The sequence below is a fragment of the Pseudomonas sp. MYb60 genome (assembly GCF_002979555.1).
Classification (GTDB): Bacteria; Pseudomonadota; Gammaproteobacteria; order Pseudomonadales; family Pseudomonadaceae; genus Aquipseudomonas.
The window spans coordinates 338,090-354,749 of record NZ_PCOZ01000001.1 but is presented as its reverse complement, the minus strand read 5'-3'; the positions used below and the strand labels follow the sequence as shown (position 1 = coordinate 354,749).

The following is a 16,660-nucleotide window of genomic DNA, read 5'->3' as shown; positions in this document are numbered from 1 at the left end:
GCGCCGGAACGCCGAGGTGCAAGCTACAATTTTTGTAGCTTGCTACAAACAAGATGAGTGCTTGCGCCAGCGGTGCGCTTCGCGCGTTCATGCGCGTATGTCCCGAGAAGGAAACCGCTCCATGCGCAACGTCACGTCCGCTGTACTCGCCGGTCTGCTTGGGCTGTGGGGTTATTGCAGCACCGCCCAGGCAGGCTCGATCACCGGTGAAGTCGGCGCGGGTGTCAGTTATCAACCCCATGATCCGACCGGCAGCCGCTACGAAACGCGGCCCGTGCCGTACATGGACCTGGACTGGGGCGCTGTCAGCCTGGGCACCGATGACGGCCTCACCTGGAACGCGCTGAACAGCAACGGTTTCAGTGCCGGCCCCTATCTCAATTACCTGCAGGGGCGCACCTCCAACGGCTCGTTGCAAGGGCTGCGCAATGTGTCGGACATGGCCGAGGTCGGCGGTTTTATCCAGTACGCCCCGGCCGACTTCTGGCGTGTGTATGCGCGGGTGGGCCAGGCGGTGGGTGGCGGGCATTCGCAAAGCGGTGCGCTGGGCAAGGTCGGCGGTGAACTCGGGTACCCACTGGGTGGCGGAATCATTGGCAGCAGTGGCCTGGCGGCGAACTTCGCGAATGCGCGCCAGACCCAGACCTATTTTGGGGTAGACGCCAATGAATCCGCGGCCTCGGGTATTCGTCCCTACACCGCCAGCGGCGGTTTCCAGAACGTGACGCTGACCCAGAGTGTTGAGTTTCCGTTGGCGCCCAATTGGTCGTTGCTGACCAGCGCGAGCTGGGTGCACCTGGTGGGATCAGCCGCCGACAGCAGCATCGTCAAGCAGACCGGTGATGTGAACCAGGGTCAGGTGCAGACCGCGATCAGCTACACATTCGACTGATTCAACGGGCCAACCGGGGCTTCAGTTTTCTTCGCCTTCAGCCAGCAAGGCGATTCCGCCAATGATCACCGCCACGCCCACCCAATGCAGCGCGCTGATGTGCTCACCCAGCCCCAGCCACGAGCCCAGCAGCACCACCACGAACACCAGCGAACTCAGCGGAAACGCCAGGGACAGACTGCTGCGGCGCAGGATCAGCATCCACACGAAAAACGCCCCGATGTAACAGGCAATCGCCGCCAGGATCCCGGGGTTGCGCGCCACCTCCCCCAGCCACAGCCAATTGAAATCCATCTGCCCCAGTTGATCCCCGGCCACCTTGGTAAACAGCTGACCGGCGCTCTCGGTGCCAATCAGCAGGGCCCACAACACCACTGTGCCGAGACGCCCATGCAACCCTGCGTGCGTATTCATACCTGACTCCCCGCAATCGCCACCAGCATCACCCCCAGGGTAATCACCAAGGTACCTGCCCAGCGCCGACGGCTGACGGTCTCGCCGAGTACCACCTTGCCCACCAGCACCACCCCGCAATAGGCCAGCGCCGCCGCCGGGAACAACAGGCTCAAGGGCGCGCGGGACAAGGCTTCGAGCCACACAAAGAACTCGACGACATACGCGCCGATTCCCGCCCACAACAACGGCGCATTGAACACCTGGCCCCAGAACGCCTGCAGGCGGAAGCCACCTTCCAGCTCCGGCAAACGGTCCAGGCCGAGCTTGAAACACAATTGGCCGATCACATCGAGCACGATCGAGAACGCCACCAATAACACCAGGGTCAGGCTCACGGGAACAGCTCCTCGAACAGCTCGATCAGGGCCGCGTTGGTGACGGCGTTGCGGTGCAGATCTTCAGCGCTCCAACGCTGCGGCGGTGGCTGGTCGGACGTGGCCTCCCAGCGTTTGAACGCGTTGCTGAAGGCCGGCTGGGCGAACTCGCCGCACACGTCGATGCCGATGATGCGCTTGCGCCCCGCCAACGCCCGCAGGGCTTGCAGCACGTGGCTCAGGCGCATGCCACCCTGATCCCAGTTGGTGGCGGCGTCCTCGCTGGCGAGCACATCCTTGTCGAGGGTGATCCAGACAGCGTCGGTGGGCAGGCCGGTGATCATCTCGTCGAGAAATCCAGTCCAGTCCAGCTCGGCCAGGTTGCGCCAATGCAGGTGATTTTCCTGTTGCCGATGGCCGGCGCCATCACCGACCCGGCCCCAGACTTTCGACGGTGCGTGCTGCCATGGAAACAGCTGCAAATGCCCGCGCTTGAGGGCGGCCAGGTTGCCGCCACGCAGCTGCGGGTTGTGCAAGTCATCGCTGCACGGGCCAAGCGTGACGATGCGTTGAATCGCCGGCATTTTCAGCGCGCGATTGACCCATGAGCCGCAGTGGCGCTTGGGCGCAAAGCGCACCCAGTCGGGATGGTTGTCGAAGTGGATCAGGCTGATGGGCTCTTTCACGTCCGCCAGAAAGGCCGGCGTGAGGTGGTGATAATCGCCGGAACCGACGAACAGGATTTCCGGCCGCGCATCGGTGGGCCGAGGCCGCTGGGCCAGGCGTGCGGTGAAGGTTTTCCAGGTTGTTGCGGTGGACCACAGGCGCAGCTTTGGGCCGAGGTCGAGCAGGTCGATGCGTGTGGCGTGCCCGCTGGCCAGGCGCCGGGCAATCGGCGCCTGATCGGTGAGGCTGTGGTCGAGGTCGAGAATGTTCAAGGCAGTGTTCCCCTAGGGCTTTAGGGGGGTAATGCAAAGGGCAGGCCAGCACTTATTATCTCAAGAACTCGGAGTAACCAATGTGGGAGGGGGCCTGCCCCCTCCCACATAGGAACTATGTCAGGACTTGGCTTCGCTAATGATCTGGCGAATCGCCCCCACAAATGCCTCGGCCGGCTGCCCACCGCTCACGGCGTACTGATCGTTGAACACGATGGTCGGCACCGACGTCACGCCACGCGACACCCACAGTTGCTCCTGCTCACGCACCTCGGCGGCGTATTCGTCGCTGGCGAGAATTTCGGCCGCACGCTGGACGTCCAGCCCGACGCTCTCGGCGATGATCGCCAGGGTCGCCGGGTCCGAAGGGTCCTGGCCGTCGCTGAAGTACGCCTTGAACAGCGCTTCCTTGAGGTTGTACTGCAGGCCTTCCAGCCCGGCCCAGTGCAGCAGGCGGTGTGCGTCGAACGTGTTGTAGATACGGCTCTGGCCATCGGTGCGGAAGGCGAAGCCCAGCTCGGCGCCCATGTCACGGATACGTGCACGGTTGGCCTGGGATTCTTCGGCGCTGGAACCGTATTTTTCGCTGATGTGCTCGACGATGTTCTGCCCCTCGGCGGGCATGTTCGGGTTCAGTTCGAACGGCTGGAAATGGATCTCGGCCTGCACCTCGGCGCCGAGCTGGTCCAGGGCTTCGGTCAAGCCGCGCAGGCCGATGATGCACCAGGGGCAGGACACATCGCTGACGAAATCGATTTTCAGGGGAGTACTCATGGTGGGCAACCTCGCTGCATTAATGCGCCGCAAAGGTTGCACGATACACCAATGTCACAGCAGCTTCGAAGGCGCGCCCGGATCAATCTGCGCCCAGTGCGCCGCGTCTTGGCGATGGGCTTGCAGGTACGGCAGCACGGCGGTCAGCAACGGGGCCTTGAAGGCTTCCTGGAAACGATGGGCCATGCCCGGAATCAGCTTCAATTCACTGCCGTGGATATGCGCGGCCAGGTGCACGCCGTGCATCACCGGCAACAGGGGGTCGGCGGTGCCATGCACCACGAGGGTCGGCACCCGCAGTTGGTTGAGCAACGGCACGCGGCTGCGTTCGGCGAGGATCGCCATGATCTGACGCTTCACGCCCTCGGGGTTGAACGCGCGGTCGTAGGACTGCGCCGCCTGGTGCAACAGCGCCTCGCGGTCATCCTTCACGTTCGGGCTGCCCAGCGCTGCCAGCAGATCAGCCTGCTGCTCCAGCGCCACTTCGCGATTCGGCGCACTGCGCCGCGACAGCAACTGCACCAGCGCCGCATTCGGCGCGGGCAGGCCCTCGGCGCCGGAGCTGGTCATGATCAGGGTAAGGCTCTCGACCCGCTGCGGGGCCATCGCCGCCAGGTGCTGGGCAATCATGCCGCCCATGCTGGCGCCCAGCACGTGGAATTGGCGCACCTGCAGCGCGTCCATCAGGCCCAGGGCGTCGTCGGCCATGTCGGTCAGGGTGTAGGGCGCCGACACCGGCAGCCCGAGTTTGTAGCGCAGCACCTCGAAGGTCAGGTTGGCGCTGGCCGGCGCCTGGCGCCAGGACGACAGGCCAACGTCCCGGTTGTCGTAGCGGATCACCCGGAAGCCCTGTTCGCACAAGGCCACCACGACTTCATCCGGCCAATGGATCAACTGCCCGCCCAGGCCCATCACCAGCAGCAAGGCCGGGTCGGACGCACGGCCGATGCTCTGGTAGGCGATGCTCACCTGTTGCAAGTCGACCGTTTGGGTCGGGACATTGACATCACATCGAGAAGCCGCAAAAGACGGCAGGCCGAACAGTAAAGCGGCCAGTAGACACAACACGCGCATGAAAAACACCGAAACGCAGAACCCCAGTAGAGCGCGAGTCTGATGAAGTTTGTTCAAGCGCGCTGCCACAGTTCGATGACAGTTTAATGAAGAGTGCCCAGCGGTCACGGTCGACACGCCCTGCAACATGAGACAAACTCACGCAATTCCGATTCGCCTCAAATTGTCTTCATGGAGAGCCCGTGCTCGAGATCCGTCACCTCAAGACCCTGCACGCCCTGCGCGAAGCCGACAGCCTGGTAGAGGCCGCCGAGCGTTTGCACCTGACGCAGTCGGCGCTCTCCCACCAGTTCAAGGAACTGGAAGAGCGCCTGGGCATGCCGCTGTTCGTGCGCAAGACCAAGCCGCTGCGCTTCACCAGCGCCGGGCTGCGCCTGCTGCAACTGGCTGATGCAACGCTGCCGCTACTGCGTGGCGCCGAGCGCGATATCGCACGCTTGGCCGGCGGCACCGCCGGGCGCCTGCACATGGCCATCGAATGCCACAGTTGCTTTCAATGGTTGATGCCGACGATCGACCAGTTCCGCGATGCCTGGCCTGAAGTCGAGCTGGACCTGGCGTCCGGCTTCGCCTTTGCACCGCTGCCAGCCCTGGCCCGTGGGGACCTCGACCTGGTGGTGACCTCCGACCCACAGGAATTGCCGGGCATCACTTATGTACCGCTGTTTACCTACGAAGCCATGCTGGCAGTGGCCAACCAGCATGCGCTGGCGAGCAAGGCGTACATCGTGCCTGAAGACCTGTTGACCGAAACCCTGATCACCTACCCGGTGGAGCGCGACCGACTGGACATCTTCACCCGCTTCCTGGAGCCCGCCGATGTCGAGCCGGCCCAGGTGCGCACCTCGGAACTGACGGTGATGATGATGCAACTGGTGGCCAGCGGCCGTGGCGTGTGCGGCATGCCCCATTGGGCGCTGCATGAATACAGCTCGCGCGGCTATGTGAAGGCCAAACGCCTGGGCGAGAAAGGTTTGTTTGCGACGCTGTATGCGGGGATTCGTGCGGACATGCTGGATGCGCCGTACATGCGCGATTTCTTGCTGACCGCCAAGGACACCTCGTTCTCCACGCTCGATGGCGTGAGCGCTGTACGCTAAAGCACCCCCAGTGGGAGCTGGCTTGTCTGCGATTGCGGTGGGCCAGCCAGCCTTGCAATGGTTGAGATGACGCCTTCGCGGGCAAGCCCTCCCACAGAGAATCGTGGTTTCACATAGAACGATCAGCCGGCGTTGAGTTCTCGCCACATGTGGATCTTGTCGAAATACTCGACACCTACCCGCACCGCCAGCGGTTCCAGGCCGTATTGGATGAAGCCGCAGCGCTGGTACAACGCGATGGCTGCGTGATTGCCAGCGGTGACGGTCAACTGGATCAGCTTGAGGCGCGGCTGCTGGCGTGCCTCTTCCAGTGCGGCCTCGACCAAGCGGCGGCCCAGGCCCTGTTGCTGATGGCTGGCGTTCACATACATGCCAAACAGCGTCACCTTGTGCCGCGCCTTCTCTCGGGGCTCGAAGGCCAGGCCGACTATACCCGCCAGTGCCTCGCCATCAAACGCACCCAGCAAGCGATCCAACCGACTCTCTAAACGTTTTTCCCACCAACTCAATGGCATCGCGGCGCGCTCTGCCACGCTGGAGGTAAACGCCTGGGGATAAACGCCGTAGGCTTCAAGCATCAACGCTCGATAAGCCACAGCGTCATTGGCCTCTAGAGCGCGAATGTTCACGCAGTCAGCGATTGGCGGTAAAACGGCAAGATCAGGTCGCGTGTCAGGGGCGCCAACTGCAGGCCACCGTCACCGCTCGGGTCAATCCAGCGAACTTCCTCGATCTCGGCAGCGGGCGTGACGACGCTGTCGATATTCACCTGGAACAGTTGGGCTTGCACGGTAAACCCTGGCTCGTTGGCGGCGGGCGCAGAAAACGTGCCGAGGTACACAGCGGCATCGGGATCGATGTGCAGGTTGAGTTCTTCGTGCAGCTCACGGGCCAAGGCTTCGACCGGTTGTTCGCCAGCGTCGATCTTGCCACCGGGTTGCATGAACGCCTGGGTGCCGCGCTTGCGTACCAGCAGGGTTTGGCCGTCGGCGCCGATCAAGAGGGCGGCGGCGATGCGAATGGTGGAAGGCATGAACAGTGATCCTTGGCGGCAAAGGGCACAAGGATCACATGATCGTCAGGACAGCTGCAATCAAGCGTGGCATGCAGCCTGCCACTTTCGCCCTACCCCTCGGCTTTTTTCGGGGTGGAGCCAAACGCCGCAAAGCGCTTGTTGAACCCGGCAATACGGCCTTCGGCCTGGGTCTTGCGCTGTTGGCCGGTGTAGATCGGATGCGAGGCACTGGACACGTCCAGCGGGATGTACGGATAGGTGTTGCCGTCGCTGTAGGTGTGGGTGCGATCGCTGTCGGCGGTGGAGCCGATCAGGAAAAACACATCAGCAGCGGTGTCGTGAAACAGCACGGTGCGATAGTCGGGATGGATTCCAGCTTTCATGGGGCCTCCGGGGCATCAGGATGTGAATCAGTGTTATACAGTAACATAACCAATGCACCCAAACGAGAACCGATTGCAATAAGAATAGACCGGCGTCTTATATGAAGATTATTCCCCCAGGTTGTCTAGGGTTTCCCTACAGGCGCAGAATGCCGGACCGACCGAAGAGTCTGAACCCAGGAAACCGTATGAGCCTGTCCTTGCTGAGCCGTTACGCCTTCTTCGCTGTGTGCGTCATCTTCACCCTCGCCAGCCTCCCGTTTATCCAGCATGAATGGCTGTGGCCGATCACCCTGGTCACCGGCGTGTTGAGCCTGATCGGCCTGTTCGACCTGTTGCAAAGCCCCCACGCCGTGCGCCGCAACTACCCGATCCTGGGCAATATCCGCTACTTGGTGGAGGCCATCCGCCCGGAAATCCGCCAGTACCTGCTCGAATCCGACAGCGATGCCCTGCCCTTCTCCCGGGCTCAACGCTCGCTGGTCTATTCGCGCGCCAAGAATGAAAGCGCCGACAAGCCCTTCGGTACCCTGATCGACGTGTACCAGTCGGGCTTCGAGTTCATCGGCCACTCCATGCGCCCGGCGCCGCTGAGCGACCCGAGCGCGTTTCGCGTGATCGTCGGTGGCCCGCAATGCACGCAGCCGTATTCGGCGTCGGTGTTCAATATCTCGGCGATGAGCTTTGGCTCGCTGAGCGCCAACGCGATTCGCGCGCTGAACCAGGGTGCCAAACTCGGCAACTTCGCCCATGACACTGGCGAAGGCAGCATCAGCCCCTATCACCGCGAAAACGGTGGCGACTTGACCTGGGAGCTGGGCAGCGGCTACTTCGGTTGCCGTACCAGCGACGGCCGCTTCGACCCGGAGCGCTTCGCCGTGCAGGCGCAGAACCCGCAGGTGCGCATGATCGAAATCAAGATGAGCCAGGGCGCCAAGCCGGGCCACGGCGGGATCCTGCCCAAGCACAAAGTCACCCAGGAAATCGCTGACACCCGCGGCATCCTGATGGGTGAAGACTGCATCTCGCCGTCGCGCCACAGTGCGTTTTCCACGCCCATCGAACTGATGCAGTTCATCGCCCAGTTGCGCGAATTGTCCGGTGGCAAACCGGTGGGCTTCAAGTTCTGCCTCGGGCATCCGTGGGAGTTCATGGGCATTGCCAAGGCCATGCTTGAGACCGGCATCCTTCCGGACTTTATCGTGGTGGACGGCAAGGAAGGCGGCACCGGCGCCGCACCCGTGGAGTTCACCGATCACATCGGCGTGCCCCTGCGCGAGGGCCTGCTGTTTGTGCACAACACCCTGGTGGGCCTGAACCTGCGGGACAAGATCAAGCTCGGCGCCAGCGGCAAGATCGTCAGCGCCTTCGACATTGCCAGTGTGCTGGCCATCGGCGCCGACTGGGCCAACTCGGCGCGGGGCTTCATGTTCGCCATCGGCTGCATCCAGTCGCAGTCGTGCCACACCAACAAATGCCCGACCGGCGTTGCCACCCAAGACCCTCTGCGCCAACGCGCGCTAGTGGTACCGGACAAGGCCCAGCGCGTGTTCAACTTCCACCGCAACACCCTCAAGGCCCTGGCGGAGATGCTCGCAGCGGCGGGCCTGGATCATCCGTCGCAGCTGTCGGCCAAGCACTTGGTGCGGCGCATGTCGGCGACCGAGATCAAGCTGTTTTCGCAGTTGCATGTGTTCCTCAAGCCTGGCGAATTACTGACCGGTGAAGTGAACGGCGAGTTTTATTCGCGCATGTGGCAGATGGCGCGAGCGGACAGTTTTGAGCCGCGGGACCTGGCCGCGGCGTAACGGAGCAGTAGCCTGCTGAGCTGCGCCACCCACGGCATCGGAAGTGCCTGCCATGGGTGTCGTCGCGCAGTCTCAAAACATTCAGTAATACCCAACCTTTGCAATTGCCTGGAAATACCGCCAACCTGCCCGCCCGACGTGCGGCGCAAGACGTTGCCCGCGCTCACCTGTCCTCATTAAACCCACTGTTCAAGAGCCCGTAGCCATGCCTAACGGACGCGACCCGCGCATCGATTTCTTTCGGGGCCTGGCGTTGATCTTCATTTTCTGGGATCACGTCCCCCACAACCCCCTCGGCCAGATCACCCTGCGCAATTTCGGCTTCAGCGATGCTGCGGAAGTGTTTGTGTTCCTCGCCGGCTTTGCCGCCGTGCTCGCCTACGGCAAGATCATGCAGCGCGACGGCTACTGGATGGCCTGCCTGAAAATCCTGCGCCGGGCGTGGGTGTTGTACGTGGTGCATATCTTCCTGCTGGCGCTGCTGATGGGCATCGTGTTCTTCGCCAACAGCCATGTGGAAACCCGCGACCTCGTCGCCGAGATGGGCCTGACGCACTTCGTCACGCACCCGCAACAGGCGCTCACCGATGAGTTGCTGCTGCGCTTCAAGCCCAACCTGATGGACCCGTTGCCGCTGTACATCGTGCTGCTGGCAGGCCTGCCGCTGGTACTGCCGATGCTGGTGCGCAAGCCCTCGGTGGTGGTCGCCGTATCGCTGGCGATTTACCTGCTGGCGCCGTGGATGGGCTGGAACCTGCGGGCCATTGCCGACGGTGTGTGGTACTTCAACCCGGTCACCTGGCAGGCCCTGTTTGTGCTCGGTGGTGCGGCCGCCATGCACAGCCAGCGGCCCAAACCCGTCGAGACGCGGCCTCTGTTGCGCCAGCCGCTGTTTGTCAGTGCAGCGGTCTACGTGCTGCTCGCCGGGGTGCTGACCCTGTCGTGGCGCTGGCCCGAAGTGCATGACGCGTGGATGCCGTCGCGACTGAGCGACCTGCTCTACCCCATCAGCAAAACCGACCTGTCTCCGGTACGACTCGTGCATTTCCTGGCCCTGGCCTATGTCACGGCCAAACTGCTGCCCGGCGCGGCCTGGACGCAGAACCGCGTGGCGGGTGAAATCTGCCGAATGGGCCGTTTTTCGCTGGAAGTGTTTTGCCTGGGGGTGGTGCTCGCGCCGCTGGCTGACATGATCAATGCGATGGCCAACGATGCGGTGTCCATGCAACTGACCACCGCACTCATCGGCGCGCTACTGATGGCAGGCCTGGCTGCCTGGCTGGAGCTGATCAAGCGGCTGGACCGGCAACCTCGGCCCGCGCTACATAGCTAGCGCCCTGCAGGGCTGGGCGAATGCTTCCATGGTCCTTCCACTTAATCCGTGAAAGGACATGGCCCATGCCTCCCCATCAACTGCTCAATGGTTTGTCGGGCACCCTGCAATCCAGCGATTCCTGGGCCCGCCAACAAGCCCTGATCATGATCCGCGAAACCCTGGCGCGGACCATGAGCAGCCTGACCCTGCAACAACAGCGTGATTACGTCAGGCTGCAGCGCGAGGCCCATCAGGCCCTCCAGGCGGTGGATCGCGAGAACGCCGCCATCATCCAACGCTTCAAGACCGACGGGCTGGTAACGCTACGCAGCAGGCTGGGCGGACTTGACCCGCAAGCCATCTGCATCCATACCCGCTACCTCGAGAAGCAGGAGGCCCCCCTGCCCTGGGAACCGCGCGCCAGCGAGACTCCACGCAGCGCAACCCAACGCCGGTTTCGCCGCGCCTATGACGAATGGAAGTACCGCGCTCACGTCTCATCGATGACACTGTGGGACGCCGCGTGTTTGAACTTCGGCTACGACACTGCGGGCAGGTCGGCCTCAGGCCACTCCTTTGTGGACGCTTCCTACCTCAGCGGTGCAGAGGGCTCACGACTCACGGTTGACCGGTTTATCGAGATCGTCCGCGAACTGGACCTCGGCGGCAAACTGAAGACGCACGTGCAAACCAGCCTGGCAGCCGGCGGCAAACTCAATACGTTGATAGAGGCCAGTACGCGTGCCAGCTTGTTGTTCGAGGCCCTGGACGCCTACCGCAATCGTGAGGCAAGTGGCCTTGCCCAGGAACACTACGACCGCTTCGTCCAGGCCTTGAGCGGCAAAGGCAAGCCACTGGTTATCGAGCAACTGAACATGGGTACCGGGCCCCGTCAGAATATCTTTCAGATTCCGTTGCTGCTGATCCGCTTGGCCAGCCGCGGTGTGCTGTCCTATTTCCCCTATCGCCCCGGCGGCGCCTTGCGTTACCACGCTGATGCGACCCAAGCCAATGCCGACTTCGTCCAGCAACTCAAAGACAGCCATGCCAAAGGCGACCTGGGCTGGTTTGCCGTGCAATTGCCCATGACCGACATGCACGATTTCAAGCGGCTGCTCACGGAAGAAAAACCACGCCCCAGCGGCCTGAGCCCCACCGCAGGGTTCCTGTACGACACGTTCCACCGACTGTTGCCAAAACACTCTCTCGACAGTATTCGCTTCACGCCGCAAACCCGCTCGAAAAGCACGACAGACATTGTGCAAGCCTGCGTCAGGTACGTGCGTTCGCGCTACGAGGCCAACCTTGCGGTGCTGGCAAACACTCGCTCGGAACGCGATAAGCAGGCACTCATCGAAGGCATTGCGGCGATTGCGCAGGAAACCCTCGAGTTGCTGATGATTCCGGTGCCCGGTGGCGTCACTGGCCTGAACCGGATCATGCAGCTCGTCGTGTTCGGCAGCATGACTCACAGCCTGATAGTGGGCATCAATCAAGCGGCACGTGGCGATGCCGATGAATTCGCCGCCGCCATGGCGGACGTTGCCGACCTGGCCACCAGTGGCCTGCTGATCACCACCGCCGGGCGGGTACATACCCAGCGCATGCACCGCCTGGTCCAGCGCTTGGGCAGCCCGCGCAAAGTCACGCTCAGCGACGGCGAACACCGGCTGTGGACGCCGGCAATCACTCCCTACGCAATCGTCGATCAGCACCTGCTCGACGGCCAGGTCGCCAATGCCCAGCACGTGTACCAGATCAACGGCGCGCAGTACGTCTGGCTGCACGCCGGTGAAGAACGCCAGGTCGTCGAAGTCAGCTACGACGTGAAAATGATGCGCTTTGCGCTCAAGCTCGAATACGGCGGCCAATTCGCCGCGCCGATCATGTTCGACCCAACCGTGCAGGCCTGGATCATGGACTTGCATAACGCCCATACCCTGTCGGACATTCAACTGGCCGAGCGTATGCTGCCCAATGGCTCATCCGCTGTGCCCAAGGGCCAGATGGAGACCCTGCTGCGCAGCACGGCCGTCGACCGCGCGACCCTCGACAGTGTCTGGGCCGGCAACCCGTCGCCGATCAACCTCACCGAAGGTGTACGCCGTTTGCAGGCCGACCGGGTGATTGATCAGTTGATCAGCGACTTTCACCGGCGCGGCCATATGCCTTCCTACGCCGACGGCACTGTACTGTGCCTGCTGCCCCATGTGCCGGCCTGGCCGGCAGAGGTGCGCATCAACGTGCACGACCAACAAAGCCGCCTGATCGAAAGCTACGCTGCGGGCGACAATGGGCTGTCCCACACAATCGACCTGATGCGCAGGGACGACGGCACCTATGGCCGCCTGACCGACCCCATCACCAGCGTGCCCACCCAGGAGCAATTGTTCGAACTGATCCTCAGTGCGCAACCCGCCACCTCGCTGCTCGGCAAAGCAGGTAGCCCGCAGCTGTCCCAGGCCCAGCGCATCGCCCGGGTACGCCTGCAAATCAGCGAGCTGGCGCGCACCCGTCGGCATGAGTTGTTCACCGCCATGAACCGCTACGACGGCTACGCGCGCGCCGAGGTTCCCGCCGATATCGATGCGCGGCAACTGTTGCCCATCAAGGTTGCGCCCCCGCAGGTGGAAGCCAGCCCGCTGCTGAAAAAGTTGCGTGGGCTTTATCCACCATTGACGCCGGCGAACCTGCAACAGTTGTTGGTGCATACGCCGCTGAGTATCACCGAACACGCGACATTCCTGCGCGACGCCAGCCTGCCCCCGGCGGTACGGGACAACCTCAAGCACCACGCCACGGCACTGCGCATAGACGCAGTGATCGACGGCCTTTACCACCCCCGGGCGTTCAATACTGACACCGACCTGTGGGCGCGCGAATTCAGTGCCAGCCTGCTGCTTGATCACTTCGGCAGGCACTTCACGGTCACCGACATGAGCAGCGGCACCGCCGTCAATCGCTATGTCTCCAGCGGGCCGGACGATACCACCGTCGAACTGCTGCACTACGGCCAGGGTCGCTACGAGGCCTACGACATGCGTAACGGCGGGTCCATCCCAGTATCGCCCGCCGTCGACAGTTTCTACCTCGCCATCGCCTCGGTGCTGCAGCCGGGCGAACGGGAAACACTGGGAATGAACTCCGCCAGTGATGCCAAGGGCCTGCGCAAAACCCTCGGCGACCTGATGAGTGCCAAGCGCAGCCCCGAGGGGCACATCAGCCTGCTCGACCAGTCCCTGGGGCAGTACGAACAAAGCGTGGTCTTGCCTCACGACCTCACGCCGGACGCGGAAGGCCTCTACGCCTGGGAGAATAAAACGTTGTTGCCGCTGTACGGTTCGCTGTACCCGATCACCTTCGACACTCGCTTGCGCAAATGGCGGCTGGAGCATCCGGAGAAAGTCGGGGTGGACACACCGTTGCTCGAACACAACAGTCGTGGCGCCTGGCGCCTGGCCAGCGAGAACCCGATGACCTGGGACGATCATCGCCTGTTCTATCGCCTGGGGCTGCAGGATTACAACGTCGACCAATCCACCGCCGCGCAGATTATGCGCATCACCGACACGCCGGCCAACGCCTTGCGCGGGGTACACACTAACGGCCTGTACCCGCCGCCCCTGCTGCAAGACACCAGCAAGCGCTTTCGCATCGAGCGCGAGATCCTGCAGTTCATCAAAGCCATGAGCGTCTACTCCGCCACCCGTAACGCGCGGCCGTCCCTGCAACTGCTGCTGATCAGCAGCATGCCGGCCTGGCCCAACAGCCATGCGCTGGAGGTGATTGGCAACGAGGGTCGGGTGATTCGCCGCTACCCGGCACACAGTGCAGCCAGCGCAGAGATGATTCGCCTGACCGAAGCGCAAAGCCGCGGCCTGGAGCCGTTGACCAATATTGCCCTGAACGATCGACTCAGCCGTGCGCTGCTGGGCGAGTTGCCGGCGTCCCAGGAAGAGCGACTGTTCAAACTGTCGAAAAAAGTCGCCGAATACGCCTGGCGCGAACGCGCACAACTCTTCGATATCCTCTACGCCCAGAGCGAAGGGGGCGCGACCGCGCTGGAACGGCGCTTGCACGTGCACTACCCGCAATTGCCGCTCAGCGCGATCACAGCGATTCTTGAAGAATCGACGCCCAAGGAGCGCAAGCAACTGCACACTCAGGACCAGGTTGGGCTGCGCCTGGCCGAGCAGGTGCGCCTGACCGCCGACGATGCGCGGCTGAACCGCGCCTTTGAAGGCCTTTACCTGACGACGCTGGCCAACCCCGACAGCGAAAAAATCATGGTGCACCTGCTCAAGGACATCCCCGGCTGGCCGTTGAGCCTGCGCCTGGATATCCGGGATGCCAGCGTCACCGGTCCGCTGCTGACGCACGCCGGCCAACCCAGCGGTACCGAGCGCCGCACCCTGGTCAAGATCGACGGGGGTTACCAGAGCCATGATCGTGACGGCCACCTGCTCAATGAGCCGGACAACACCACCCTCGATCTGCTGAGCGCCGTGGCGCTGGCGCTCGACACCGCCGAACGAAAAGCCTTGGGCATGAATGACGACGCCGAGACCGCCGTGCTGCGCCATGCCATCGCGGACCTGGCCCTGACCCAACGCGTGGCGATCAAATCGCTGCTGGGGCTGACGCATATTCCCGCGTGGTTGCAGCCGCCTATGCGGGTGTTCAGCTCATTTCAGACCTATCTGTTTGGCCTCCAGCACCTCTGGCCGTTCGGTGGAAACCAACCGGTGGACCTGGTCAGCATGGCGCGGGCGATTTACCCCAGCTTCAGCCATGCCACGGCCCGCGACTTCATCGACTCACTCGGCATGAGCGAATCCGCCGCCGCCATTGAGCTGCAACAGCGCAGGGCGGAATATCAGGCATTGCAGTTCGGGCTGAGCAACTGGATCCAGACCAACCAACCGGTCGACGCTCCGGCCAACGACCCTGTCGGTTGGAATTTTGCCGTGCGCCGGCAAATGGCAGACCGCATCCTGCGGGCCTGGCGCCAGGAAACCCGCCTGGCCTACGACCAGGCGACAGGCTTGTTCGATACGCATCAATTGTTGCTGCGCCTGGACGGCAACAGCTTGCCCGATCCGGATTTCATTCTGAGTGCCCGTGGGTTCGAGCACATCGAGTACCTGAGGATTGACGGCGAAGCCTTTCCGGCAAATGGCAATGCGTTCCTCGGTAGATTCACCGGTCTGACCCACTTGAAGCTCGACTGCATGCTCACCGAGCTGCCCGACAACCTGACCGGGATGACGCAGCTTCAGCACCTGGACCTGAAAGACAACCTTCTGGTACTGACGGCCGAATCCCGTGACCGCCTGGCCGGCATGACGCGACTGGAGGAGCTTCATCTGGACGGCAACCCGCTGGGCCTGACACCCGATGTGTCGCGCATGACACGCCTTAGAGTACTGTCGCTGCGTCAGACCAACATCGAACACTGGCCCATCGGCGCCGAATCACGCAGCGGCCTGCGCACTCTGCTATTGCAGGAAAACCGCCTGCGCACAGTGCCCGAGGCGGTGTTTTCCGATGTACGCATGGGCCCGACCAACCGCAATACCATCCTGCATGACAACCCCCTGAGCGATGAAACGCTGGGCAGGATTCGCGACTACCGCACCCGCACCGGCATTGTCATCGGGGGCGCACTGCCAGGCATACTGCACCGGCAGGCCATTGCCGCCACACACGCAGCCACCATGCCCGAAGAGCTTACACCGTGGCTGTCCAGTGTTCCCCAGGCCGAGCACTCAACACGTCTGACGCTGTGGACACAGTTGAGCACTCATTCCGGAGACGCTCGCCCGGACGACACCTTCAGGGCCTTGAGGGATCTGAGAGACTCATCCGCCTTCAGAAATACGCGCCCAGGCTTGACCCAGCGAGTATGGAAAGTGCTTGAAGCCATGGGTGACTCGACGGAGCTGCGCGACAGGATATTCCTCAACACCTACCAGGATGGTACGTGCGGAGACGGTGCCATCCTGACATTCGTCAATATGGAGATCGAACTTAAAATTCATCAGGCCCGCTCACAACCAAGCAGTGCCGAGGCAGACCGCGACCTGCTGGCATTGGCCAAGGGGCTGTTCTATCTACGACAGGTCGACCAATTAGCCGATGCCCATATCCAGCGCCTGTATGCGCAGGGTTTCAGACCCGACGAAGTTGAAGTAAAACTCGCCTTCCGGCTGAATTTGCGCGACGCCTTCGAGTTGCCCATTGAACCTGATGTGATGCGCTATGGCACTGGCGATATGGTCATCGACAGTGATATTGCCCAGGCCCGTGCAGCGCTTGAAGCACTCGGCCAAACCCAGGCGGCGCAAAACGAATTGCTGATGGAAGAGTTCTGGATCGACTACCTGGCCCGCAGTTACCCTGAACCCTTCTCGACCGTCAGAGGCGTGATCCAATACCAGATCAATGAACTGAACCAGGCAATTACGGACCGGCGTTCGGATGTGTATCTGGAGCGTCGGCAATCCCTGGTGGAACTGGAGATTGCCGAGCGCAATCGCCTGGTGCGCCAGTTGACCGAGGCGGCGCAACTGGCTCAGCAGGCGAATTGAG

General features: G+C 62.5%; 13 protein-coding genes. 5 read left to right on the top strand and 8 right to left on the bottom strand.

From position 1 onward, the window contains the following. Positions 1-121: 121 nt before the first annotated feature. Positions 122-892, top strand: a complete 771-nt coding sequence (locus CQ041_RS01600) for a MipA/OmpV family protein (RefSeq protein WP_105520691.1) — start codon at positions 122-124, stop codon at positions 890-892. Between the two features lie 21 nt (positions 893-913). Here the strand turns inward: CQ041_RS01600 and CQ041_RS01595 are convergent, their stop codons facing one another. From CQ041_RS01595 to CQ041_RS01575, 5 genes are all read right to left on the bottom strand, one after another. Then, entirely contained in the window at positions 914-1,306 is a 393-nt protein-coding gene (locus CQ041_RS01595) for an EamA family transporter (RefSeq protein WP_105520692.1), read from the bottom strand. Further along, positions 1,303-1,683 carry a transporter gene (locus tag CQ041_RS01590; RefSeq protein ID WP_105520693.1) on the bottom strand — a complete coding sequence of 127 codons (381 nt, stop codon included), beginning with the start codon at positions 1,681-1,683 and terminating at the stop codon, positions 1,303-1,305. The genes CQ041_RS01595 and CQ041_RS01590 overlap by 4 nt, the downstream gene beginning before the upstream one ends. Then, the gene (locus tag CQ041_RS01585; protein WP_105520694.1) at positions 1,680-2,600 is read right to left on the bottom strand and encodes an arginase; all 921 of its coding nucleotides are present in this window, start codon (positions 2,598-2,600) and stop codon (positions 1,680-1,682) included. Before CQ041_RS01585 ends, CQ041_RS01590 begins: the two co-directional genes overlap by 4 nt. Positions 2,601-2,720: 120 nt before the next feature. Next, positions 2,721-3,374, bottom strand: a complete 654-nt coding sequence (locus CQ041_RS01580) for a DsbA family oxidoreductase (RefSeq protein ID WP_105520695.1) — start codon at positions 3,372-3,374, stop codon at positions 2,721-2,723. A 54-nt stretch (positions 3,375-3,428) separates the two neighbouring features. Then, complete coding sequence (locus CQ041_RS01575) at positions 3,429-4,448, bottom strand: alpha/beta fold hydrolase (protein WP_105520696.1); 1,020 nt, start codon at positions 4,446-4,448, stop codon at positions 3,429-3,431. Positions 4,449-4,630: 182 nt separating this feature from the next. Here CQ041_RS01575 and metR point away from each other — a divergent pair, with 182 nt between their 5' ends. Continuing rightward, complete coding sequence (gene metR, locus CQ041_RS01570) at positions 4,631-5,548, top strand: transcriptional regulator MetR (RefSeq protein ID WP_105520697.1); 918 nt, start codon at positions 4,631-4,633, stop codon at positions 5,546-5,548. 122 nt (positions 5,549-5,670) lie between these two features. On the opposite strand, the gene CQ041_RS01565 is transcribed toward metR, so the two are convergent. The 3 genes from CQ041_RS01565 to CQ041_RS01555 all read right to left on the bottom strand — a co-directional run bounded on the left by CQ041_RS01565 (position 5,671) and on the right by CQ041_RS01555 (position 6,946). Next, the gene (locus CQ041_RS01565) at positions 5,671-6,177 is read right to left on the bottom strand and encodes a GNAT family N-acetyltransferase (RefSeq protein ID WP_105520698.1); all 507 of its coding nucleotides are present in this window, start codon (positions 6,175-6,177) and stop codon (positions 5,671-5,673) included. Next, complete coding sequence (locus tag CQ041_RS01560) at positions 6,174-6,581, bottom strand: NUDIX domain-containing protein (protein ID WP_105520699.1); 408 nt, start codon at positions 6,579-6,581, stop codon at positions 6,174-6,176. Before CQ041_RS01560 ends, CQ041_RS01565 begins: the two co-directional genes overlap by 4 nt. Positions 6,582-6,673: 92 nt before the next feature. Further along, complete coding sequence (locus tag CQ041_RS01555; RefSeq protein WP_105520700.1) at positions 6,674-6,946, bottom strand: type B 50S ribosomal protein L31; 273 nt, start codon at positions 6,944-6,946, stop codon at positions 6,674-6,676. A 188-nt stretch (positions 6,947-7,134) separates the two neighbouring features. Here CQ041_RS01555 and CQ041_RS01550 point away from each other — a divergent pair, with 188 nt between their 5' ends. The 3 genes from CQ041_RS01550 to CQ041_RS01535 all read left to right on the top strand — a co-directional run bounded on the left by CQ041_RS01550 (position 7,135) and on the right by CQ041_RS01535 (position 16,659). Beyond that, entirely contained in the window at positions 7,135-8,754 is a 1,620-nt protein-coding gene (locus CQ041_RS01550) for an FMN-binding glutamate synthase family protein (protein ID WP_105520701.1), read from the top strand. A gap of 205 nt (positions 8,755-8,959) precedes the next feature. Continuing rightward, on the top strand, positions 8,960-10,087 hold the full coding sequence (locus CQ041_RS01540; protein ID WP_105520703.1) for an OpgC family protein: 1,128 nt from the start codon (positions 8,960-8,962) through the stop codon (positions 10,085-10,087). A 65-nt stretch (positions 10,088-10,152) separates the two neighbouring features. Further along, positions 10,153-16,659: an NEL-type E3 ubiquitin ligase domain-containing protein gene (locus CQ041_RS01535; RefSeq protein ID WP_105520704.1), complete on the top strand. Its 6,507-nt coding sequence runs from the start codon at positions 10,153-10,155 to the stop codon at positions 16,657-16,659. Position 16,660 lies beyond the last annotated feature (1 nt).